The sequence below is a fragment of the Collinsella sp. AF08-23 genome (assembly GCF_003479805.1).
Taxonomy (GTDB): Bacteria; Actinomycetota; Coriobacteriia; order Coriobacteriales; family Coriobacteriaceae; genus Collinsella.
Window position 1 is genome coordinate 45,707 of record NZ_QUHV01000010.1, and the last position, 20,843, is coordinate 66,549.

Genomic DNA, 20,843 nt, shown 5'->3' on the forward strand with positions numbered 1-20,843 from the left:
CTATTTGACCATCGATAATCCGCCCAAGGAAACTTCATCGGTGAGAGGAGCGGTGTTTCAATTGGGGACAGGTACAAATTGAAAATATGCTGGGCTTGCGGCGTTCATGAAAAAGCCGGCCTTCCGAAGTGACGGATGGCCGGCGGACCCTTGGCGAAGCACCTCGGGCGGCATGTTCAATTTGTGCCTGTCCCCAATTGAAACTTAGAGGCGAGCGCGGCGCTTCTCGGTGTAGCCCTCGATGATGCGCTGGTCGTTACGCTCGACGGCGAGCGCGCCGCTGGGCACGTCACGTGTGATGCAGCTGCTCGCGCCGGTGATCGCGTCGTCGCCGATGTTCACGGGGGCGACCATCATGGTGTCCGAGCCAATGAACGTGCGGTCGCCGATGGTGGTGGCGTGTTTGTTCTTGCCGTCGTAGTTGCAGGTGATGGAGCCCGCGCCCACGTTGACGCCGGCGCCCATGGTGGTGTCGCCAATGTAGGAGAGGTGCGGCACCTTGGAGCCCACGCCAATGGTGGACTTCTTGATCTCCACGTGCGTGCCCACGTGCGCGCGGTCGAGCAGGTGCGTACCCGGGCGCAGGTAGCAGCGGGGGCCGCAAGTGACGCCGTTCTCGATCGCGACGTCGATGGCCACGGTTTCGTCGAGCGAACAGTTGTCGCCGGCGACCACGTTGGTGAGGCGGGTGTTGGGGCCGAGCTGGCAGCCCTCTCCGATGCGGCAGGTGCCGATGAGGTGCGTCTGCGGCCACACGACCGTGTCGCGACCGATTGTCGCGTCGGGGGAAATCCACGCCTGGGCGGGATCGATGAACGTGACGCCCTCGGTCATGAGGTGCTCGTTGATGCGGTCGCGCGCGATGGCGGTGAGCTCGGCGAGCTGCGCGCGGCTGTTCACGCCCAGGCCGTCGCGGTAGTCATCGCAGTGGAAGATGGTGACGGCATGGCCGTGGTCCTTGAGGATCTCGACCATGTCGGGCAAGTAGTACTCAGCCTGCGCGTTGTCGTTGCCGATTTCGCCGATGTGGGCGGCGAGCAGCGCACCGTCGAAGGCGTAGCAGCCGGCATTGCATTCCAGCAGCTCGGCATCCTGCTCGGGCGTGCAGTCCTTCTGCTCGATGATGCGGTTGACCGAGCCGTCTGCGGCGAGCTCGATGCGGCCGTAGCCGAAGGGCGCAGGCGGAGTGAAGGTGAGCACCGCACCGGCGTGTGTGCCGTTGGCGACCGTGTTGGCGAAGGTGCGGATGGTGTCGGCCTGGATGAGCGGCAGGTCGCCGTTGAGGACCACGATGGGTCCGGCATCGATGCCGGTGGCCTCCAGCGCGCAGCGGACGGCGTGACCGGTGCCGAGGCGCTCGGCCTGCTCGACGCACTCGACGACACCGGCGGCAGGCGTGCCCTCATAGGCACTGGCGATCATGGCGCGGACCTCATCGGAGTGGCTACCCACAACAACGATGACGCGGTTGCAGCCCGCCGCGAGCGCGGAGTCGATGACCCAACAGGCCATGGGCTTTCCCAAAATCTTGTGAGACACTTTGGCATGGTTTGACTTCATGCGCGTGCCCTCGCCGGCGGCCATTACAATCGCGGTAACATCCATATATGGCTCCCAAAGATTGGTTGCAGGTTCCACGCGCGCATGGCGCGCGTAATGCGATGATACCGCAGCGTGGGAGGCGGATGGTGCGCACCGGGGGATGCGCGTGCAATTGTCACAGGGGAGGTGCGCTCTTGGCTCAGGCAGTACGACACACGGCGTTCGACGCCATGCACCCCGTGGTGCCCGCGGTGTTCATCACGATCACGCTCGCTCTCACCATGTTTTCGATGCATCCGGTCTTGGTGGCTATCTCGTTCGCCGGCGGATTTGCATACGCGGCGTGCGCGCGCGGCATCTGGGCGGCGCTGAGCTCACTGCGCTGGCAGCTGCCGGTGGTTCTCGTGATCACCCTGGTAAACCCCCTGTTCGTCCACATGGGGTCGACCGAGCTGTTCGTGTTCTTTGGGCGACCGGTCTTTATGGAGAGCTTGCTCTACGGCTGCGCGATGGCGCTTTTGTTCCTCGCGAGCGTTCAGTGGTTCGCCGCCGCCTCCGCGATGCTTTCGTATGACAAGGTTTTGGGCTTGTTGGGAAATTCGATTCCCGTTGTGGCACTTATGGTCTCGATGACGATGCGCCTGGTGCCGAGGTTTTTGAGGCGGGGTCGCGCGATTGCGTCAGCGCAGGATGTGGCGCGGAGCTGCGCGGTGTCTGCGGGGGGCGGTGTCGAGAACGGTGCAGAGGCGAGGTCGAAGGAGCATGGTTCGCAGGGGCCGCGTGCGTCGCGGGCGAGCGCGGAGGCCGTTGTCGGCGCGTCGGCGCGGCGCCTGCCGTTGAGATCGGGGGGACGCGCTGCCCGGGGTCGAGGGCTGCCCGCCGGCGTTGCGAGCCGGTTGCGTCAGAGCTCCGTGCTCATGGGGTGGGCTATGGAGGACTCGCTTGAGACGGCCGACGCCATGCGCGCCCGGGGCTGGGGCGCCTGCAAGCACAGGACGACCTACATGCCGTATCGGTTCACGCCGCGCGATGCCGCCGCGGCGGCGATGCTGCTGATGGGAGGGCTCCTGTGCGCGTGGGTCTCCTGGACGTTGACCGCGCCCTACGCGTTCTACCCGCGTCTTAGCCCTATTGATATGTGGTGGGGGTACCTGCCGTACGCAGCCTGGATGTTCACGCCCGCCGTGCTCCATATATATGAGATGAGGAGATTCGCATGAGCGATTGCCAAGCCGGTATGGGCGGCGGAGGGCTCGGCGTGGATGACGGAGGGCCCTGTGCGGACGATGGGCTTTGCACGGGCGGCACGGGGTGTCGTGCGGACGACGGCGGAGCTCGCGCGCAGGCCGAAGCCCCCGCACATGCGCTTGCCCCGGCGCTCTCTTTCCAAGGTCTGTCTTTTTCCTATCCCGATTCGCCCGCGCCTGTTCTAGAGGATGTCTGCCTGAGTATCGAGCCGGGCGCGTTTGCCCTTTTGGTGGGTGATACCGGTTCGGGCAAGTCCACCCTGCTGTCGCTGGTGAAGCCGCAGATTGCGCCAGCTGGGTGCCGGGCAGGATCGGTTCGGGTGTTCGGACGTCCGGTGGGGGGCCTTTCGGACGAGGAATCTGCCCGTACGGTGGGGTTTGTCTTTCAGGATCCCGACAACCAGATTGTGTGCGACAGCGTGTGGCACGAGATGGCGTTTGGCCTGGAGAACCTGGGCGTTCCCCAGGCCGAGATGCGGCGTCGCGTGGCGGAGGCGGGGTATTTTTTTGGCATGGGCGACTGGTTTCGCTGCGCCACGGACGCGCTCTCGGGCGGGCGCAAACAACTTCTGGCCTTGGCATCCACGCTGGTGATGCAGCCGCGCCTGCTGCTGCTCGACGAGCCCACGGCGCAGCTTGATCCCATTGCGACCAAGAATTTCCTGCATGCGCTGTTTCGCGTGAATCGCGAGCTGGGCTGTACGGTGATCGTGGCCACCCATGCGCCGGAGCTCATGGCAGATTACGCCACGTGCGCGTTCGAGCTGCGGAGCGGCCGCGTGCACGAGGTGGCGCTCGAGGAGTTTGGCCGCCGCGTTTCCATGCGAGGAGCTGCAGGCGAGGCGGCTGCTACGACCGCGCACGCTGGTCGGATGCGCGCCGGTGCCGCGAACGGCGGCACTGCCGTCGAGGTGCGTGGTGCGTGGTTTCGCTATGGACGCGACGAAGATTGGGTCCTGCGCGGCACCGAGCTGTCCGTGCGCACGGGCGAGCTGCACGCACTGGTGGGTGGCAATGGCTGCGGAAAGTCCACGCTGCTGGCGCTGATGGCGGGAACGAAACGCGTGCAGAAGGGTGCCGTTTGCATCGATGTGCGCGAGAGGGCCCTACTGCCGCAGAACCCCAAGGCATTGTTCGCCGAGGAGTGCGCGCTAGACGAGCTTATGGAATGGTCGAGCGTTGGAGCTTACGGGCCGCAAGAGGTCGAGGCCATGCTTTCGAGGCTCGGCCTTGCCGACCGCGCTGCTGCGCATCCGTATGATTTGTCGGGCGGTCAGCGTCAGCTGCTTGCCTTGGGCAAGGTGCTCCTGGTACGGCCGCGCTTGCTGCTGCTCGATGAGCCCACCAAGGGGCTCGACCGCGCGGCTCGCCGCAGGGTCGCGGAGGTGCTCGAGGAGGAACGCGCGCGGGGTGCCACCATCGTTATGGCGACGCACGACCTGGAGCTCGTCTCGGGCCTTGCCAACAGCGTCTCGCTGCTGTTTGACGGCGAGGTTGCCTGCACGGAGCCTGCCGACGAGTTCTTCCGCAACAACATCTTCTACCGGCTGTGATGTACATGAGGTTTGACGACGAGAAACAGCGTGCTGCGGCATCGCCTGACGGGCTGGCCGCCTATCCCGGAGGAGCCCTGCTCGAGGTCGTGCTCCTCGCTGCGGTTCCGCTTGCGATGGGATTGGCCCTCGTTGCGGGCTTTGCCCAAACGGCGCTGCTCATGTTGCTGGTGGTGACGGTGGTGCTCGCCTTGTTCTTCGCGGGGTACGAGGCGGGTCGTCCGGCGCTGAGGCAGATTATGCCCACGCTTGTGCTCTCCGCCCTTGCGGCCGCCGGGCGTATCTTGTTCGCCGCGGTGCCGGACTTCAAGCCGGTCTCGGCCATCGCGATCATCGCCGGAGCCACCCTGGGCCGCCGAAACGGCTTCATGGTTGGGGCCCTCGCCGCGCTCGCCAGTAACTTCTTCTTTGGTCAGGGCATGTGGAGTCCGTGGCAGATGTACGCCTGGGGCATGGTCGGATACCTGGGCGGAGTGCTCGCAAGCGCCGGCGTATTCGACAACCGCGCCACGGGTAAGCCGCGTATGGTGACACTCGTCACATGCGGACTTGCTTCTGGGGCCCTCTACGGCGTGATCATCAACGCCTACGGCGTCTTGGGGTTCGTGCGCCCGTTTACCTGGCCTGGCACTCTGGCGTATGTGGCGGCATCTCTGCCGTTCGACGTCATTCACGGTGTGGCGACCGCGGTGTTTCTTGCGGTCCTGTATGGCCCGTGGACGCGCCGCATCAACCGCGTGGTGCGCAAATACGGCCTGCGTGGGTAGACTGATATCATGCAAACATCGTATGTAGCTGATTCGACCGGGCGCGTGCCCACCCGGAGGTCCACATGCACGGAGACAGCATTCTCCTCGCCACGTTTGTCATCGCCCTCGTCGCGGCGTTTTTGGGCGGCATCCTCGCCCGTGCCGCGCGCCTCCCACCGGTTGTGGGTTACCTGCTCGGCGGTCTTGCGGTAGGGCCGTTCACCCCGGGCTTCATCGGAGATTCGCATGCGATGAGCCAGCTTGCCGAGGTGGGCGTCATGTTCATGATGTTCGGCACCGGCCTGCACTTCTCCTTCGACGACCTCGTGGCCGTGCGTCGCGTTGCGGTGCCGGGTGCCTTGCTGCAAACAGCCCTCGGCACACTCACCGGCTGTGGGCTGGGCCTTGCTCTGGGCTGGCCGATCGAGGCGGGCATCATGCTCGGCCTGTCCGTATCCATCGCTTCGACGGTCGTGCTCATCAAAAACCTGGCCGACGCGGGCCTCGCCGACACCGAGGGCGGTCGCATCGCGACGGGATGGCTCATCGTGGAGGACCTGATCACGGTGGTTATTTTGGTGGTGCTCCCGGTGGCGTTTCGCGCGGGGCTCGCAAGCTCGCTCACCATTGCGGCAGGTTTGTCGCAGATTGGCGAGTTCTCGTTTCTCATTGGACAGACGGGCATGGCGCTCGGCGTGCTCACGCAGGATCAGTACAGCCTGATTCTTGGCGCGGCGGTGCTGTCTATTGCGCTGAACAGTTTTGTGTTCAAGGCGCGCATGCCGCTTGAGCACGCGTTGGGTGGGGTTCCCGCTCTTGCGCGGCTGTATGGCGAGGCCGTCGGCACTGATGCGCCCGGCGCGGGCGCGCTGGATGGGTTCTCGTCCGGCAAGGTCTTGCTCGATGGTGCCGCGCCCGAGGGGGTCGATGCTGGCGGATTGCGGGATTCGGTGCCGCGCGCGGATAACGCGCTTCGCGGCGGTACGGAGACGCGCGGGAGTCGACGGCAAAGGTGCGCGCCATGCGCCCGCCCGCCCGCGATTGCCGTCGTTGCTTACAGCTCGATCTCCAGCGTGACGGGGCAATGGTCCGAGCCGAAGATGTCGCTGCGGATGCCCGTGGCGCGCACGCGGTCGGCGATGGAATCGCTCACCAGGAAGTAGTCGATGCGCCAGCCCGCATTGTTCTTGCGTGCGTTGAAGCGGTAGCTCCACCAGCTGTAGGCGCCCTCGAGGCCGGGGTTGGCGGCGCGGAAGGTGTCGGTGTAGCCGGCGTCGAGCAGCTCGCCGAACTTGGCCCGCTCCTCATCGGAGAAGCCCGCGTTGCCGCGGTTCGACTTGGGGTTCTTGAGGTCGATCTCGTTATGGGCGACGTTGAAATCCCCGCAGGTCACGACGGGTTTGCCGGTCTCGTCCTCGAGGGAGCGCAGAAAGGCGCGGTAGGCGTCGTCCCATGCCATGCGCACGTTCAGGCGGGCGAGCTCGTTTTGGGCGTTGGGCGTGTAGACGTCCACGAACCAATAGTGCTCGAACTCGAGCGCGCACACGCGGCCCTCGGTTGCCGCCGCGGCAACCAGCTCGAGGCGGTCGTCGTCGAGTCCCGCCCCGCGGCCCGCGTCGAGCACGGCGTCTGCGTGACGTACGGAAAGGGGCTCCTCGCGGCAGAACACGGCCGTGCCGGAGTAACCCTTGCGCTCAGCGTAGCTCCACACCTGGTGATAACCGGGAAGGTCGAGCTCGACCTGACCCTCCTGCAGTTTGGTCTCCTGCAGGCCGAGGACGTCGGCGTCGAGTTCGGCCACGATGTCGGTGAAGCTCGGGTCCTTTTTGAGCACGGCGCGCAGGCCGTTGACGTTCCACGAGGCGAGCTTGAGCGTGCGGGAAGCGGTGTCGGTCATGATGGTCTCCTTCGGCGGCGCACAGCGCCGGATATGTCGAAGGGCCCGTTCGGCGCTGCGTGCGCCGACGAAATGGGCCCAGTAGGGTATCGCATGGCTAACTATACTAGATGGCGGTGGCGCTGCGATTGCGGTTCGGCGAAAGCCTCGCCTGGTTGCCGACGCTCCAGGATGAGCGCGCCGCCCTGCTCATCTGCTGCGATATCGCGCGGGCATTCGAGGTTTAGGGCGTTCTCGGCCTCTCTATCCCCGCGTGCCACGACATTCGCGCAACGTAAAACGAGTGGGCTGGATACAATAGAACGAGTTTGTCTGTTTCGAAAGGATCCTCATGGCACGCGATTCCAAAGTTTGGCGCTGCGGAAAATACGAGCTGAAGTTCGACCGCCCGCGCATCATGGGCGTCCTCAACGTCACGCCCGATTCCATCAGCGACGGTGGCGAGTACCTCGACACCGACGCCGCAATCGCGCACGGCCTCAAGATGCTCGACGATGGCGCCGATATCATCGACGTCGGCGGCGAGTCGACCCGTCCCGGTTTCACCCCGGTCGATCCCGACACCGAGGCGCGCCGCGTGCTGCCGGTCGTGCAGGCGCTCGCCAAAGCCGGCGCCGTTGTGTCTATCGATACCCGCCATGTGGAAGTCGCCAAGGCGGCCGTCCGCGTGGGAGCCTCCATCGTCAACGACGTGACGGGCTTCACCGACCCGCGCATGGTCGATTTCGTCAAGGAGAGCGACTGCGGCCTGGTGGTCATGCATGCCGGCGAGGTTGCCGACGTCGAGCGTCCCCGCACGCACACCGAGGTCCAGCTCGACACCTCCGCCGCCGCATTCATGGCGCAGAAGGCTCGCGAGGCCGAGGAGGCCGCTCGCGCGCTGGGCGCCACCGGCAAGTCCAAGCGCGCCGCCAAGGCAAAGCTCATCTCCGGCATGGTGCAGCCCCTGCAGCCGCAGCTGCCGTTCGACGCGCCGGCTCCCGCAGCCGATGCCGAGCAGGCCGCGCCGGCCCCCGGCGCATCTGCCGCCGTGGCGTTCGATGCGACCGACGCGGATGCCGTGAGCGCATCGGTCGAAGACGCACCTTCCAGCGACGATCTTGCGTCCGTGATGGCGCGCTCCGGGGCCACCGCATACAACGGCAGCCGCTCCGCGCAGCTCCGCCGCTTCACCCTGCCCGATTCGGCCCCGATCATGCGTCGCGTCATGGGCTTCCTGTCCGACCAGGCCCGCGCGCTCATACACGCAGGCGTGGCCCGCGAGCGCATCTGCCTGGATCCGGGCTCGGGTTTTGGCAAGGTGGCCAACGAGGACATCGTTATCCAACGCGAGCTGGGCAAGATCGCCTCGCTGGGCTATCCCACGCTGTGTGCCGTATCGCGCAAGCGCCTGGTGGGCGCCATCTCGGGCGTGGCAAACGCCAGGGAGCGCGACATCGCCACGTTCGGCGTGTGCCTGGGCGCCATCGAGCAGGGCGCAAACATCGTGCGCGTGCACAACGTTGCCGGGTTCGCCCAGTTCCTGAATGGTTTTTGGGCGATCGCCCGCCCGCAGCCGCGCCGCGCCTACGTGGCGCTCGGCTCCAACGAGGGCGACCGTTTGGAGAACATCCGCACCGCGCGCGACCTCATTGCCCAGATCCCCATGACGTGTGTGTCGAGCTGCTCGCGCATTTACGAGAGCGAGCCCGCCTACGAAACGGATCAGGATGCCTTTGCCAATGCGGTGATCGAGATCAAGACCGAGCTGGCGCCGCTCATCCTGCTCGAAGAGCTCATGAAGATCGAGCAGAAGCTCGGCCGCACGCGCGGCAAGGGTACACGCCCCAACGGCCCGCGCGTTATCGACTGCGATCTGCTGTGGATGGATAACGAGATCCATGGCGGCGAAAAGCTACGCCTCCCGCATCCCGGCCTGGGCGAGCGCGATTTCGTGTTGGTTCCGCTTGAGGACCTCATGCATAACCCGGCGCGCTTCTTCCGCTACGAGGGCCTCGACGTCAAGGAGCCCGAGGACCGCGTGGGCCACGTAGTGGCGGAGCTCGGCACCCTGTAAGCCGCCCGCTCGCGTCCGCGGTGGGGGAGCGCATGCAGGCCCCGCGCTGGGCTGAACTGGGTCAGGCTGAACGGACCCAGCCCAGGCCAGCCTGACCCAGTTTGGGCCGGGTTAGGCCAGGCGGCGGTAGATCTCGCAGATGCCCTTGATGGTGAGTTGGGTGTCGACCACATCGAAGACGTCGGTGGCCTCGGAGACGATGCCCGCAAGTCCGCCCGTGGCTATGACGCACGCGTCGTCGCGCCCCAGCTCGCGCTTGATGCGCGCGACCAGCCCCTCCGCCATCGCGGCGGCACCCACCACCGTGCCGCTCTGCACCGCCTCGACGGTGTTGCGCCCGATGGCATGCGCCGGAGCTTCGAGGGGCACGCTGGCCAAACGGGCCGCGCGGGCGGTAAGGGCATCGAGTGACACGCGGATCCCGGGGGCGATACACCCGCCGATATACGCTCCATGTTCGTTCACCACGTCGATGTTGGTCGCTGTGCCAAAGTCCACCACGATGCTCGGGCTGCCATAGAGCGCCGCTGCCGCGGTGGCGTTGGCAATGCGGTCGGCGCCGACCTCGGCAGGTGAGGCTGCCTCAATTGCGGTTACGGCGGAGGTTTGCGCCCCGACCACGATAAGACGCGCGCCAATCACTTCGGCCACGCCCTCCCATTCGCGCATGAGCTGAGGGACGACTCCGGCGAAGGCAATGGCATCCACGCAGGAGAGCTCGAGTCCGTCTTTGCGGAAATAGCCGAGCAGGCGCACGTGTATCTCGTCTTTGGTGAAGGCGCGGTCGGTGGGCATGCGCCAGGCATGCAGGAGCTCGTTGCCGTCAAACAGGCCGAGGGCGGTTTGCGTGTTACCCGTGTCGATGGCTAGCAGCATGATGATGAACCTTCCGTTAACGGGGAGGAATTGCCGCACGATGCGGCCTGCCAGCGCACATTGTATACTTATTGGCTGTCAAAAACGCAAAGAGCGCCGCCATGGGCTCCCGCCGCGTCGGGGCGTCCGCGTGGCGAGGGCATGAGGAGCGACATGAACAAGAAGGCCAAGCGTCGTTTAGTGGTGATGGGCGGCATCATTGCCATTGCCATGCTGGTGATCGTGGCGATTGCGGGGGCGGGTGGTTCCGCTTCGTCGGTTACGGTCGCCGACGTCGCAACTGGGTCGTACCAAGGTAAAAAAGTCCAGGTGAGCGGCGTGGTCGTGGCAGATTCCATCGAGAAGGACGGCGCGCGTGTGACCTTTGACATCGCGCCTGAGGATGAGTCGGGCGCGCCGAACCCCTCGGTTCGTCTGCGCGTTGGCTACGAGGGGGCGCTGCCCGCGACGTTTGGCGCGGGTGTTGTGGCCATCTGCACGGGTGACGTGGACAACCCGCCGTTCCTCAACTGCACGGAGATGGTCACCAAGTGCCCGTCCAAGTACGAGAGCGCCGAGGGATCCCTCACGGTGAAGGGTCTGCTCGACCAGGCGGACGCCATGCTGTTCGAGGACACCAAGGTGTGCGGTTATGTTGAGGGTGACGTCAACGATGCCAGCTCCGCCATTCGATTCACCATCGAATCCCAGGGCGCTACGCTCAACGTGGTGTATAACGGAGGGCTTGATGAGCAGATCGCGGACGGCGTCGCCGTGGTCGTGTCCGGTCATCTTGATTCCGATGGCAACTTCGTGGCGACGGAGCAGCCTGCAATTGATGCCTCCATCACCAAGTAGGGACGTAAAGGACAACGAAATGGGCCCGTGGGCGCGCATGGCGTCGACGCGCGGGATGTCGAGATACGGGAAAGGTGCTGCATGGTATCGACGATAGGTAATGTATTCCAGGCGCTCGCCCTGGTATTCGCGCTGGTGTCGGCAGTGCTGCTCGTGGCGAGCGGCAAAGTGGCAAGTACGGGGGCGGCAGGCTCCGGCGCCGCACCCTCAACGGCCCCGGAACCCTCGGTGCCGATTGCGCGCATGCGCCACGCTGGTCAGGCGTTCGTCTACGCGAGCTTTGCCCTGCTGACGGCATGTGTGGGCATCATCCTCGTGTGCATGCTCACGGAGAATTACAGCCTAGCGTATGTGGTTTCGAATTACCCCGCGACGGACAGCCCCCTGCAGCCGCTCTACCGGGTGAGTGCCGTGTGGGCCGGTCGCCAGGGATCGCTGCTGTTGTGGACGTGGCTCATCTCCGCCTTCGTTGCCGTGCAGGCGTGCCGTCGCCGCCGCGCACATGAGGACCTCACGTTGGTGGCCCTGGGCGTGGCGCAGGTCATCGTCGCCCTGTTCGTCGCAGCGCTCGTGTTCTCGAGCTCCAACAATCCGTTCATGCCCACCGCCGCCGAGCACCTCAACGCCGACGGCACGCTCGCCAGCAAGATCGGCGGCATGAACCCGTTGCTCATGCATTGGGCGATGATTCTCCACCCGCCGGCGACCTTCATCGGCTACGCCGCCATGACGTTGCCGTTCGCGTACGCCATGGCGGCTCTTATCACGGGCGATCTTTCGGCCCGCTGGGTCGAACTGTGCGACCGCGTTGCGGTGTTCGGTTTTATCTTCCTGTCCATCGGCATGGGCCTGGGTGCCGTGTGGGCGTACGTGGTCCTGGGCTGGGGCGGTTTTTGGGCATGGGACGCCGTGGAGAATGCGAGCCTTATGAGCTGGCTCACCTGCGTGGCGATGATCCACAGCTTTACGATGTACCGCAAGCACGGCATCTTCAAGCGTTGGAGCATGTTCACTGCCACCATCACGTTCATTTTCGTGGTGCTTGGCACGTTCATCACGCGCTCGGGCTTGGTCCAAAGTGTGCATGCGTTTGCCGAGGACCCGGTGTCCACATATTTCTTCCTGGCGATTATGGTGGCAAGTGGCCTAGCGTTTTTGCTTGGCCTGCTGTACCGTCACGGCGAGATCGGCGAGGATGACGACCAGATCGAGTCGATGCTCTCCAAGAACGGATCGTACTACCTCACGAACATCATCATGGTGATGGCGGGCGCGCTCGTGGCCTACCTTACGGTGTCGAGCGCCCTTCCCACATGGATGCCGCTGGGCGGCGCCGTGGTCGCGGCGGGTGCGTATAACGCCGTGGCGCGGCCGGTCGCCGTCGTGGTGCTACTGCTCATGGCTGTGTGTCCGCTCCTTGGTTGGCGCAAGACGCAGGGCCCTGCGTTTTGGGGGCATATGCGCCGCCCGCTTGTGGTGGCCGCCTGCCTTTTTGTGGCCGGACTTGTGCTCTTTGGGACGAAGCTGATGCCCACCTACAGTGCCATCTTGACCGATGGAGGATCGGCTGCCGACGCTTTGGCCGAACAGGGGCCCGCGGTGTATTACTTCGCGCTGACAATCGTGGCCCTCGCGGCTATTTCGCTGCTGATTGCCACTTCGGCCTATCTACTGGTGCGCGGGGTGCGGGCCCGCATGCGGAACAAAGGAGAGGGCGCGCCGGCCGCCGCGTTCAACCTGTTCCGTCGCTCGCCTGCGCAGGCTGGCGGCTACCTGTGCCACCTGGGCATTGCGATCGCCGCGCTCGGTCTGGTGGGTTCCATGATGTACGTGCGCGATGTGACGGTGAGCCTTGCCGGCGAGAAGGGCGAGTCTGTTCAGGTGGGGGGCTACGTGCTGACCCTGACCGATACCGAGCGCTATGCCGACAGCCAGGATAACGAAGTCATGCGCGTGGAACTTGATGTGGCTGATGAGCAGGGGAGCCTAATGGGGCACGTGGCGCCTTCCATGAAGGTCGCCGCCGCAACGAGTCAGTCGACCCTCGATGCCGCGGTGCTTACGCGTCCGCTCGAAGACTTGTTCGTGGCGTTCCAGGGCCTGAACGCCGACGGCACGCTTTCCATCAACGTCAAGGTCAACCCGCTCATCCTGTTGACCTGGGCGGGCGGCGCCATCTCGACTTTAGGCATCGCCTTGGCATTCGCGCCGCGTCGTGCCACGCCGCTGCTGGCGGCAGACGAGCGCACTCGTGCCCAAGCGAAGGCGAATGCGCGATGACGGCCCGTCCCCTGCCGTTTGCCCCCGGTTCCCGCGATGGGGCTTTGGGAGCGTGCGATCCGTTCGCCATTGAGGCGCGTGGCCTTGTCAAGCAGTTCGGCGGCAGGCGCGCGTTGGATGGGGTCGACCTCGTGCTGCCTCAAGGCGCCTTCCTCTCAATATTTGGCCCCAACGGCGCCGGCAAGACGACGTTACTGCGCGAGCTCGCCTTGCTGGCGCGCCCCACATGCGGCGAACTGCGTATGCTCGGCGTAAATGCCCTGGAGGAGCCCGATGCCTTGCGCGCTCGCGTAGGGCTCATTTCCCACAAGCCGATGCTCTATGGAGACCTGACCGCCCAAGAGAACCTGGCGTTCTTCGCCTCGCTCTACGGCATGGCGGGTGCTGCGGCACAGGCGCGCATCGACGATTTGCTGCGTTTGGTCGAGCTCGATCATCGGCGGAACGACTGCGTGCGTACGTTCTCGCGCGGCATGCAGCAGCGGCTCTCGATTGCCCGGGCACTTATCAGCGACCCCGAGATCGTGTTGCTCGATGAACCCTATTCCGGACTCGACCCTCATGCGGCGGAGCTCTTCGACCAGCTTATCGACCGTGTGCGCGAGGGGCGGACCTTCGTGATGGTGAGTCATGACCTCGAGAAGGGCTACGACCTATGCACCCATGCCCTCATCCTGGCGCAGGGCGCGGTCGTGGTGTGCGCCCAGAAGGCCGACGTGGACCGCGGGGCATTCCGCGACTTGTATTTGGCGACCGTGGGAATGGGGGTGGCGTAGATGGAGGAGAAGCGGGAGAGCCTGCGTCGTGGTGACGTGGGGGCGCAGGGTGCCGTTGTCGCTCCGGGTGCCGCCGTTGGCGCGGGTGCTATCGGCGTCCCGCGCGCCTCGGACGCCCCGGCCAAGCCCTCAACCTCCAAACCCTCGGCGTTCGCCCAGTATCGCGCCCTGTTGGGCAAGGACGTGCGGCAGGAATTGCGCACGCGCGAGATGCTCACCTCGATGGCTGTGTACTCGCTTTTGGTGCTGGCGGTGTACGGGGCCGCGTTGGCGCAGGTGGGGGACAAACTGCAGGTTGTCTCCTTTTCCGGCGGTCTGCTGTGGGCACTTATCGTGTTTACGAGCCTGCTTGGTCTCAATCGCAGTTTTTCGCACGAGACCGAGTCGGGCTGCCTGGAGGGCATCCTGCTGGCGCCGGTTGACCGCGCGGTCGTGTTCTTGGCCAAGACGACTTCGAATCTGCTGTTCCTGCTCGCCGTTGAGCTGGTGACCGTACCGCTGTTCTTCGTCTTCTTCCTCTCGGGTGCACCGCTGTCCGCCACTGCGCCGATGATCGTGCTGCCGTTGTTGGTGGGCACGGTGGGCGTCGCCGGTGTGGGCACCTTGCTGTCGACCATGGCGATCGACACGCGCGGCAAGGACGTCTTGCTCGCCATCCTGTTCATACCGGTGGCGTTTCCGCTGCTGTATGCATGCGTCTCGGCCACCGGCGTCGCGCTCGCTGGCGTTGAGGGAACCTTTGCCACGTTCTGGAGGAGCCTTGCGCTCGCCGGCACCTACGATGTCGTGATGATTGCAGCCGCTTGGGGCCTCTACGAGTTCGTTCTCGATTCGTGATCCAACGAGCTGGTACCATACCTAATCAAAAAGGAAGGGGGTCTTGTGACCTTGAAGAAATCTAATGCAATGGTGCCCGCCCTGCTCGTGCTGGGCGCGCTGCTCATCGCGACTGACGTGGTATGGACGTTCACCTTGGCGCCGCTCGTGCAGGGTGCGCGACTGTCCGAATCCGTGGTGATTGCGGGGCAAATGGTCACCACCAAGTTGCTGCTGAGCCAAAAGATCTTCTACTTGCATGTTCCCGTTGCGATTGCCTCGTTCGTGTTCATGGGGGTGGCGGCTTACCACGCCCTGCGGTTCCTTGTGACCAAGGACCGTGCGCGCGATGTGCGCTCGCGCACCGCCATGCAGGTCACGCTTGTGTTCATCGTGGCAACCATGATCTCGGGCGATCTTTGGACGCGCTTCGAGTGGGGCGTCTGGTGGGTGTGGGAGCCTCGACTCACTACGTACTTCATCCTGATGCTGCTGGTGATTGGGTACTTTGTGCTGCGCAACGCGCTCGATGATCCCGAGAAGATCGCACGCTTCGCCGCAGTGTTTTGCGTTGTCTCGTTTGTGGATGCGCCCATTTCGTTCCTCATCACGCGCTTGGTGCCGAGCTCGGTGCATCCGGTGGTGTTCAGGACGGATTCTGGTCTGCCGCCGCTTATGCTCATTCCGTTTTTGCTGGGTATGGCGGGTGTGCTCATGGTCGCGTTTGCTCTGTATCGCTATGCGCTGCGGGTGAATGCCGCCGCCGATGAGGTTGAGGAGCTCAAGCGGCGCCTTGAGGATTTCGATTCCGCCGCGTCCCGTGCGGCCGCCGCCGAGGCGCTTGAGCGCCTGCGGACAAAGGCCGCGACCGTCGTTGCCGATGGCCGCGATGGCGCCAGCTGCGCCGCGGTCGTTTCTCCCGCAACCAACGAGCCTGAGGAGGGCTAAATGGATCCGATTCTTTCCGAGGTCTATTCGACTGTTTTGCCTGCGGCGCCCTTTGTCTTGGCTGCGTATGTGGGCATCTTGCTGGCGTTGTTTGTGTTCGTACTCTCCTTGTGGCGCAAATCAAAGCGCACGGAGGCCGACATCGAAGCGCTCAGGCGCGCGCTCGAGGAGCGGGAACGGGAGTCCCGATAGGGCACATTCCTTCTTCTGCGAAAGCTTAAACCCCTATAAAGCCAAAACGGCCCTTGGCAGGTGGCTGTCAAGGGTCGTTTTCCGTATATCACGTGAAGATGCGTGTGCCTTACGATGCCCTTGTGAACGAAGGTAGGGGTGCTGAGCTGGGGTGTCAGAACATGCGGACTCAGGTGCAAGCCATGCGTGAGAAGCCGTTGGAGAACTGGTCGGAAGCGCCTGATACGCTCGTGCTCCACACAGAGAAGGAGGACGAGATGACCGGGTTGTGCGTGAAGGCGGATCCAAATGCGGGACCGCGGGGCTTTTTGGAACAAGCACTCATCGATTCGGTGAGCGATGAGCAGGCGGGTGGGGACAGTTGGTGCGGAGTACCGCTCGGCAGATGGCTGCGCGATGAGGGCCGTGTTCCCATGCGAGCGGCAAAGACGCATCTAAGCAGGTTGGCGGCGTATGCCAACAGTACGGGGGAGACGATCACCGTGGTGAGAAACGGCATCCCCTGGTTCGAGATACGACCCCTTGCCGCCGATTTCATGTCGACGGTGTAGCCACACGCAAAAACTTCGCCCACCCGTACCCGCAAAGCGCGGTTCGGGTGGGCGAGGCGAGGGATTGGGCAAAGATGCGGGGGCTTGTCCGCTATTCGAGTTCGAATGCGCCGGTGTAGAGCTGGTAGTAGTAACCCTTCTTGGCGATGAGCTCATCATGCGTGCCGCGTTCGATTACGCGACCGTGGTCGAGGCAGATGATCACATCGGAGTTGCGGACCGTCGAGAGTCGGTGCGCGATGACGAACGTGGTGCGTCCCTGCATAAGGGCATCCATGCCGCGCTGGACAATCGCCTCGGTGCGCGTGTCGATGGAGCTCGTCGCCTCATCGAGAATCATCGCGGGCGGATCGGCGACGGCGGCACGGGCGATGGAGACGAGCTGGCGTTGGCCCTGGCTGAGCTGCGAACCGTTGCCGGTAAGCATGGTGCTGTAGCCATCGGGCAGGCGGCGGATGAAGTCGTCGGCACCTGCGAGCTCGGCTGCCTTGATGCACTCCTCGTCGGTCGCATCGAGCTTGCCGTACCGGATGTTGTCCATGACGGTGCCGGTGAACAGGTTGACGTCTTGGAGCACCACGCCCAGGGATCGGCGAAGGTCTGCCTTCTTGATCTTGTTCACGTTGATGCCGTCGTATCGGATCTTGCCGTCCGCGATGTCGTAGAAGCGATTGATGAGGTTGGTGATCGTGGTCTTGCCTGCGCCCGTAGCACCGACAAACGCCACTTTCTGACCGGGTTTGGCGTAGACCGAGACGCCGTGCAGAACCTCATGGTCGGGGGTGTAGCCAAAGTCGACATCGACCATGCGGACGTCGCCGCGCAGCGGAACGTACGTCACGGTGCCGTCGGCCTTGTGCGGATGCTTCCACGCCCAGAGGCCCGTGCGGTGATCAGCCTCTTCGATCTCCCAGGTGCTGGGGTTGACCTGGGCGTTGACAAGCGTCACGTACCCCTCGTCAACCTCCGGCTCCTGGTCGAGCAGCTCAAAGATGCGGTCCGCTCCGGCGAGACCCATGACCACGGCGTTGATTTGCTGGGAGACCTGTCCAATCTGGCCGCAGAACTGTTTTGTCATATTGAGGAAGGGAACCACCACGGCGATGGACAGCGGAAGGCCGGAGAAGGAGAGGTTGGGCACGCCGAGCGCCAAAAAGACGCCACCGGCAAGCGCAACCACGACATAGATGAGGTTGCCGAGGTTCATCAGGATGGGCATGAGGATGTTGGCGAACATGTTGGCCTTCTGCGAGACCTCGAAGAGCTTCTCGTTGCGCTCGTCAAAGTCCTCCTCCGCCGCATGTTCGTGGCAAAACGCCTTGACGACCTTCTGGCCGTTCATGACTTCCTCGATGTGTCCCTCAACAACGCCGAGCTCGGTTTGCTGCGCGATGAAGAAGCGCGCGGAGTTGGAGCCGAGCAGCTTGGTGAGGAACGTCATGACGGCTACACCGGCGATGATCACCAAGCCCATCCATGCCGAGAAGTAGAACATGATGAACAAGACGGTGGCGAGCACGATGACGGTTTGTAGGAGGTTGGGAAGGGACTGCGAGATCATCTGGCGCAGCGTGTCGATGTCGTTGGTGTAGTGCGACATGATGTCGCCGCGCTGGTTGGTGTCGAAATACCTGATGGGAAGGTCCTGCATGCGATTGAACATCTTTTCACGGAGCTTCTCGAGAGAGCCCTGCGTGATGACGGCCATGTAGCGATTCCAGAACAGGGAGGAGAGGTTGCCTATGAGGTAGATAATGGCGAGGGCGGTCACGAGGCCCACAATCTTGGGCTGTGCCGCCGCCCAGTCACCCGTCTGCCAAGAGGACGAGATGACTTCGAGGGCTTTTTGCAGGAAGAGCGAGCCAACTGAGTTGATGAGGCCGCATAGGAGTACGCCGGCCATGACCAACGGCAACAGGACGGGGTAGAACGAGAACAGCATCTTGACGAGACGTTTGAGCGTTCCGGGGCGGCGATTCTTTGCGCGAGCTGCGGTGGTTGCCTTACTCATGCGCCTCACCTCCTTCCTGAGCCTCCTCGCTCATCTTGTTTTGAGAGACGAATGTCTCGCGGTAGATCTCGGAGCTCTCCATGAGCTCGTCGTGCGTACCGATGCTGGCGATGCGGCCGCCCTCCATGACGATGATGCGGTCGGCGTCCTGCACACTCGTAATGCGCTGCGCGATGATGAGCTTGGTTGTCTCGGGCAGGTATTCGGCCAGACCGGCGCGGATCTTGGCGTCCGTCTTGGTGTCGACGGCGCTCGTGGAGTCGTCGAGAATCAAGATCTTGGGGCGGCGGAGCAGGGCGCGCGCAATGCAGAGGCGTTGCTTCTGGCCACCGGAGACGTTGGAGCCCCCCTGCTCGATCCACGTATCGTAGCCCTTGGGGAAGCCGTCGACGAACTCGTCGGCACAGGCCAGGTGTGCCGCCTCTCGGACCTCATCGTCGGTGGCATCGGGATCGCCCCAGCGCAGATTGTCGGCGATGGTGCCGCTAAAGAGCACGTTCTTCTGCAGAACCATGGCGACCTGATGACGCAGGGAGTCGAGGTCGTAGTCGCGAACGTCACGCCCGCCCACACGGACCGTGCCCTCGGTGACGTCGTATAGGCGTGCGATGAGGTTGACGAGCGTGGACTTCGCGGATCCGGTACCGCCGATGATGCCGATGGTCTCGCCGCTGGCGATGTGAAGGTCGATGCCATCGAGCGCCTGCCGCTCGGCATGCTCGGAATACTTGAAGCTCACGTTGTCGAAGTCGATGGAGCCGTCTACGATCTCATGAATGGGTTCATTCGGATTGGCGATGGTGGGCTCGTCGTGAAGCACCTCGACGATACGATTGGCGCTTTCCTCGGCCATGGTCACCATGACGAAGATCATGGAGAGCTGCATGAGGCTCATGAGAATCTGGAAGCCGTAGGTGAAGGTGGACGAGAGCTGGCCGACGTCGAATAGCTCGCCCTGGCTCGTGATGATGAGCTTGGACCCGAGGAAGATGATGAGGACGAATGCGCCGTTGACGCACAGGTTCATCATCGGGTTGTTGAAAGCCAGTAGCTTTTCGGCGCGGGTGAAGTCGGCGCAGACGTCCTGCGCGGCGTGCGCGAACTTCTGCTTCTCGTAGTCTTCGCGCACGTAGCTCTTTACCACGCGCATGCCGGTGACGTTCTCCTCGACCGATTCGTTGAGCGCGTCGTACTTGTGAAACACGCGGGTGAAAATGGGGCCGACCTTGTGGATGATGAAACCAAGACCGCCACCGAGCAGCGGAATCATGGCGAGATACACGAAGGAGATGGAACCGCCCATGGCGTAAGCCATCGCGAACGCGAAGACCAGCACGAGCGGCGCACGGACGGCGATGCGGATGATGAGCATGAACGCCTGCTGGACGTTGGTGACGTCGGTGGTGAGGCGTGTGACCAGCGAGGAGCTGGAGAAGCGGTCGATGTTGGCGAACGAGAACGTCTGGATCTTGTAGAAGAGGTCGTGACGGAGGTTCTTGGCGAATCCACAGCTCGCGTAGCTACAGGTAATGCCCGCAGCGGCACCGAACAGCAGCGATATGAGAGCGATGACGACGAGGACCCCGGCCGTGGGCAGGATCTCGGCGACCGTTGCGCCGTCTTTGATGACGTCGATGAGGTTGGCAGTCACAAAGGGGATCGCCATCTCGCAGGCGACCTCGAACAACACCAAGATTGGCGTGGCGATTGTGGGCCACTTGTAGTTTCGAATGGATGCAGCAAGCGTATTAACCATCTAACTCCTCCCAGGTCACACGGATCTTCTCGAGCATTTCGGCGAGTTGTTCTTGCTCTTCGACGGTGAGTGCCGAGAACGCGGCGCGTCTGAAGGCCTCCCGCTTGTCGTGCTCGTGCTGGGCGAGCTCCCGACCCGCCTGCGTGAGGTGCACGAAAAGCTGACGGCGGTCCTTGGTGTCGCGCGTACGCTCAATGAGCCTCGCACACTCCATTTTGGATAGGATCTCCGACAACGAGCCGGGCTTGATCTCAAAGCGAGATCCGAGTTCCTGCTGCGAGAGTCGGCCCCCACAGCGGTCGAGCATGCACAGGATGGGCACCTGCCCCGATCGCCCACCGCCGTGAAAGTGCATATAGTGCCCGCAGAAACCCAGGCCCTGCAGGATGCGCTTGGCACGGGCAATGTCCTCGTCAGTCTCCGCCGGGGCGCTCGCGTCAAGCGCCTCGTGGTACTCATGGTCTGTCATCTCCACCTCCCATATATGTCATTGTTGTTTGGCCGTGTAGAGATTAGGACTCTTGCGAACAACAGTCAAGGTACCAAATAATCAGGAACCGAATTAATTTTTGGTTCGTGCGCAACCCGTTTTAGAAGCATTCCGTCAAGCTTGAGGTTTTGCCGCATTTTGACTCCCCGCTGAGCGGCCGATTGATTAGACTCGCAAACACGCAGGTAGAAGAGGTTCTACGGCTATGAATGCTTGGGAATTCGCGCAAAACTGCGACAGACTTTCGATGGTGGGGCACCGGGCTC

At 63.6% G+C, this 20,843-nt stretch carries 18 protein-coding genes; 12 read left to right on the forward strand and 6 right to left on the reverse strand.

Features of this window, described 5'->3' with window-relative positions:
- Positions 1–204 precede the first annotated feature (204 nt).
- The gene (glmU, locus tag DWV48_RS06740; protein ID WP_118654054.1) at positions 205–1,605 is read right to left on the reverse strand and encodes a bifunctional UDP-N-acetylglucosamine diphosphorylase/glucosamine-1-phosphate N-acetyltransferase GlmU; all 1,401 of its coding nucleotides are present in this window, start codon (positions 1,603–1,605) and stop codon (positions 205–207) included.
- A 131-nt stretch (positions 1,606–1,736) separates the two neighbouring features.
- Here glmU and DWV48_RS06745 point away from each other — a divergent pair, with 131 nt between their 5' ends.
- From DWV48_RS06745 to DWV48_RS06760, 4 genes are all read left to right on the forward strand, one after another.
- Positions 1,737–2,762, forward strand: coding sequence for an energy-coupling factor transporter transmembrane component T (locus DWV48_RS06745; protein WP_233546207.1), 1,026 nt, complete (start codon positions 1,737–1,739; stop codon positions 2,760–2,762).
- On the forward strand, positions 2,759–4,342 hold the full coding sequence (locus DWV48_RS06750) for an ABC transporter ATP-binding protein (RefSeq protein WP_233546208.1): 1,584 nt from the start codon (positions 2,759–2,761) through the stop codon (positions 4,340–4,342). The genes DWV48_RS06745 and DWV48_RS06750 overlap by 4 nt, the downstream gene beginning before the upstream one ends.
- The gene (locus tag DWV48_RS06755) at positions 4,342–5,109 is read left to right on the forward strand and encodes an ECF transporter S component (RefSeq protein ID WP_233546213.1); all 768 of its coding nucleotides are present in this window, start codon (positions 4,342–4,344) and stop codon (positions 5,107–5,109) included. Before DWV48_RS06750 ends, DWV48_RS06755 begins: the two co-directional genes overlap by 1 nt.
- Positions 5,110–5,174: 65 nt before the next feature.
- The gene (locus tag DWV48_RS06760; RefSeq protein ID WP_118654055.1) at positions 5,175–6,254 is read left to right on the forward strand and encodes a cation:proton antiporter; all 1,080 of its coding nucleotides are present in this window, start codon (positions 5,175–5,177) and stop codon (positions 6,252–6,254) included.
- On the opposite strand, the gene DWV48_RS06765 is transcribed toward DWV48_RS06760, so the two are convergent.
- A complete protein-coding gene (locus DWV48_RS06765; RefSeq protein ID WP_118654056.1) occupies positions 6,146–6,988 on the reverse strand; it encodes an exodeoxyribonuclease III in 843 nt (280 codons plus the stop codon). The genes DWV48_RS06760 and DWV48_RS06765 overlap by 109 nt on opposite strands.
- Positions 6,989–7,319: 331 nt before the next feature.
- Between DWV48_RS06765 and folP the strand changes: the two genes are divergently transcribed.
- Positions 7,320–9,044 carry a dihydropteroate synthase gene (gene folP, locus DWV48_RS06770; protein WP_118654057.1) on the forward strand — a complete coding sequence of 575 codons (1,725 nt, stop codon included), beginning with the start codon at positions 7,320–7,322 and terminating at the stop codon, positions 9,042–9,044.
- 111 nt (positions 9,045–9,155) lie between these two features.
- Here the strand turns inward: folP and DWV48_RS06775 are convergent, their stop codons facing one another.
- Positions 9,156–9,920, reverse strand: coding sequence for a type III pantothenate kinase (locus DWV48_RS06775; protein ID WP_118654058.1), 765 nt, complete (start codon positions 9,918–9,920; stop codon positions 9,156–9,158).
- 153 nt (positions 9,921–10,073) lie between these two features.
- Between DWV48_RS06775 and DWV48_RS06780 the strand changes: the two genes are divergently transcribed.
- The 7 genes from DWV48_RS06780 (at position 10,074) to DWV48_RS06810 (ending at position 16,320) form a co-directional block, all read left to right on the forward strand.
- Entirely contained in the window at positions 10,074–10,757 is a 684-nt protein-coding gene (locus DWV48_RS06780) for a cytochrome c maturation protein CcmE (protein WP_118654059.1), read from the forward strand.
- 81 nt (positions 10,758–10,838) lie between these two features.
- The gene (locus tag DWV48_RS06785; protein ID WP_118654060.1) at positions 10,839–13,037 is read left to right on the forward strand and encodes a heme lyase CcmF/NrfE family subunit; all 2,199 of its coding nucleotides are present in this window, start codon (positions 10,839–10,841) and stop codon (positions 13,035–13,037) included.
- On the forward strand, positions 13,034–13,813 hold the full coding sequence (locus tag DWV48_RS06790) for an ABC transporter ATP-binding protein (protein ID WP_118654061.1): 780 nt from the start codon (positions 13,034–13,036) through the stop codon (positions 13,811–13,813). The genes DWV48_RS06785 and DWV48_RS06790 overlap by 4 nt, the downstream gene beginning before the upstream one ends.
- The gene (locus DWV48_RS06795) at positions 13,814–14,650 is read left to right on the forward strand and encodes a heme exporter protein CcmB (RefSeq protein ID WP_233546209.1); all 837 of its coding nucleotides are present in this window, start codon (positions 13,814–13,816) and stop codon (positions 14,648–14,650) included. It begins immediately after the preceding gene.
- A 45-nt stretch (positions 14,651–14,695) separates the two neighbouring features.
- A complete protein-coding gene (gene ccsA, locus DWV48_RS06800) occupies positions 14,696–15,577 on the forward strand; it encodes a cytochrome c biogenesis protein CcsA (protein ID WP_233546210.1) in 882 nt (293 codons plus the stop codon).
- The gene (locus DWV48_RS06805) at positions 15,578–15,769 is read left to right on the forward strand and encodes a hypothetical protein (RefSeq protein WP_118654063.1); all 192 of its coding nucleotides are present in this window, start codon (positions 15,578–15,580) and stop codon (positions 15,767–15,769) included.
- Positions 15,770–15,951: 182 nt separating this feature from the next.
- Complete coding sequence (locus tag DWV48_RS06810) at positions 15,952–16,320, forward strand: type II toxin-antitoxin system Phd/YefM family antitoxin (protein ID WP_147352853.1); 369 nt, start codon at positions 15,952–15,954, stop codon at positions 16,318–16,320.
- A 91-nt stretch (positions 16,321–16,411) separates the two neighbouring features.
- Here DWV48_RS06810 and DWV48_RS06815 read toward each other — a convergent pair whose 3' ends face one another.
- The 3 genes from DWV48_RS06815 to DWV48_RS06825 are packed head-to-tail and all read right to left on the reverse strand — an operon-like array spanning position 16,412 to position 20,556.
- Complete coding sequence (locus tag DWV48_RS06815; RefSeq protein ID WP_118654065.1) at positions 16,412–18,331, reverse strand: ABC transporter ATP-binding protein; 1,920 nt, start codon at positions 18,329–18,331, stop codon at positions 16,412–16,414.
- Positions 18,324–20,087: an ABC transporter ATP-binding protein gene (locus DWV48_RS06820; protein WP_118654066.1), complete on the reverse strand. Its 1,764-nt coding sequence runs from the start codon at positions 20,085–20,087 to the stop codon at positions 18,324–18,326. Before DWV48_RS06820 ends, DWV48_RS06815 begins: the two co-directional genes overlap by 8 nt.
- Positions 20,080–20,556, reverse strand: coding sequence for a MarR family winged helix-turn-helix transcriptional regulator (locus DWV48_RS06825; protein WP_118654067.1), 477 nt, complete (start codon positions 20,554–20,556; stop codon positions 20,080–20,082). The genes DWV48_RS06820 and DWV48_RS06825 overlap by 8 nt, the downstream gene beginning before the upstream one ends.
- Positions 20,557–20,843: the final 287 nt, after the last annotated feature.

Coding starts and splice junctions, on each gene's coding strand:
- DWV48_RS06750 (WP_233546208.1), top strand. CDS start 2,759: ATGAGCGATTGCCAAGCCGGTATGGGCGGCGGAGGGCTCGGCGTGGAT.
- DWV48_RS06805 (WP_118654063.1), top strand. CDS start 15,578: ATGGATCCGATTCTTTCCGAGGTCTATTCGACTGTTTTGCCTGCGGCG.
- DWV48_RS06815 (WP_118654065.1), bottom strand. CDS start 18,331: ATGAGTAAGGCAACCACCGCAGCTCGCGCAAAGAATCGCCGCCCCGGA.
- DWV48_RS06760 (WP_118654055.1), top strand. CDS start 5,175: ATGCACGGAGACAGCATTCTCCTCGCCACGTTTGTCATCGCCCTCGTC.
- DWV48_RS06785 (WP_118654060.1), top strand. CDS start 10,839: ATGGTATCGACGATAGGTAATGTATTCCAGGCGCTCGCCCTGGTATTC.
- DWV48_RS06795 (WP_233546209.1), top strand. CDS start 13,814: ATGGAGGAGAAGCGGGAGAGCCTGCGTCGTGGTGACGTGGGGGCGCAG.
- glmU (WP_118654054.1), bottom strand. CDS start 1,605: ATGGATGTTACCGCGATTGTAATGGCCGCCGGCGAGGGCACGCGCATG.
- DWV48_RS06820 (WP_118654066.1), bottom strand. CDS start 20,087: ATGGTTAATACGCTTGCTGCATCCATTCGAAACTACAAGTGGCCCACA.
- DWV48_RS06765 (WP_118654056.1), bottom strand. CDS start 6,988: ATGACCGACACCGCTTCCCGCACGCTCAAGCTCGCCTCGTGGAACGTC.
- DWV48_RS06775 (WP_118654058.1), bottom strand. CDS start 9,920: ATGCTGCTAGCCATCGACACGGGTAACACGCAAACCGCCCTCGGCCTG.
- folP (WP_118654057.1), top strand. CDS start 7,320: ATGGCACGCGATTCCAAAGTTTGGCGCTGCGGAAAATACGAGCTGAAG.
- DWV48_RS06755 (WP_233546213.1), top strand. CDS start 4,342: ATGTACATGAGGTTTGACGACGAGAAACAGCGTGCTGCGGCATCGCCT.
- DWV48_RS06825 (WP_118654067.1), bottom strand. CDS start 20,556: ATGACAGACCATGAGTACCACGAGGCGCTTGACGCGAGCGCCCCGGCG.
- DWV48_RS06810 (WP_147352853.1), top strand. CDS start 15,952: ATGCGTGAGAAGCCGTTGGAGAACTGGTCGGAAGCGCCTGATACGCTC.
- DWV48_RS06780 (WP_118654059.1), top strand. CDS start 10,074: ATGAACAAGAAGGCCAAGCGTCGTTTAGTGGTGATGGGCGGCATCATT.
- DWV48_RS06790 (WP_118654061.1), top strand. CDS start 13,034: ATGACGGCCCGTCCCCTGCCGTTTGCCCCCGGTTCCCGCGATGGGGCT.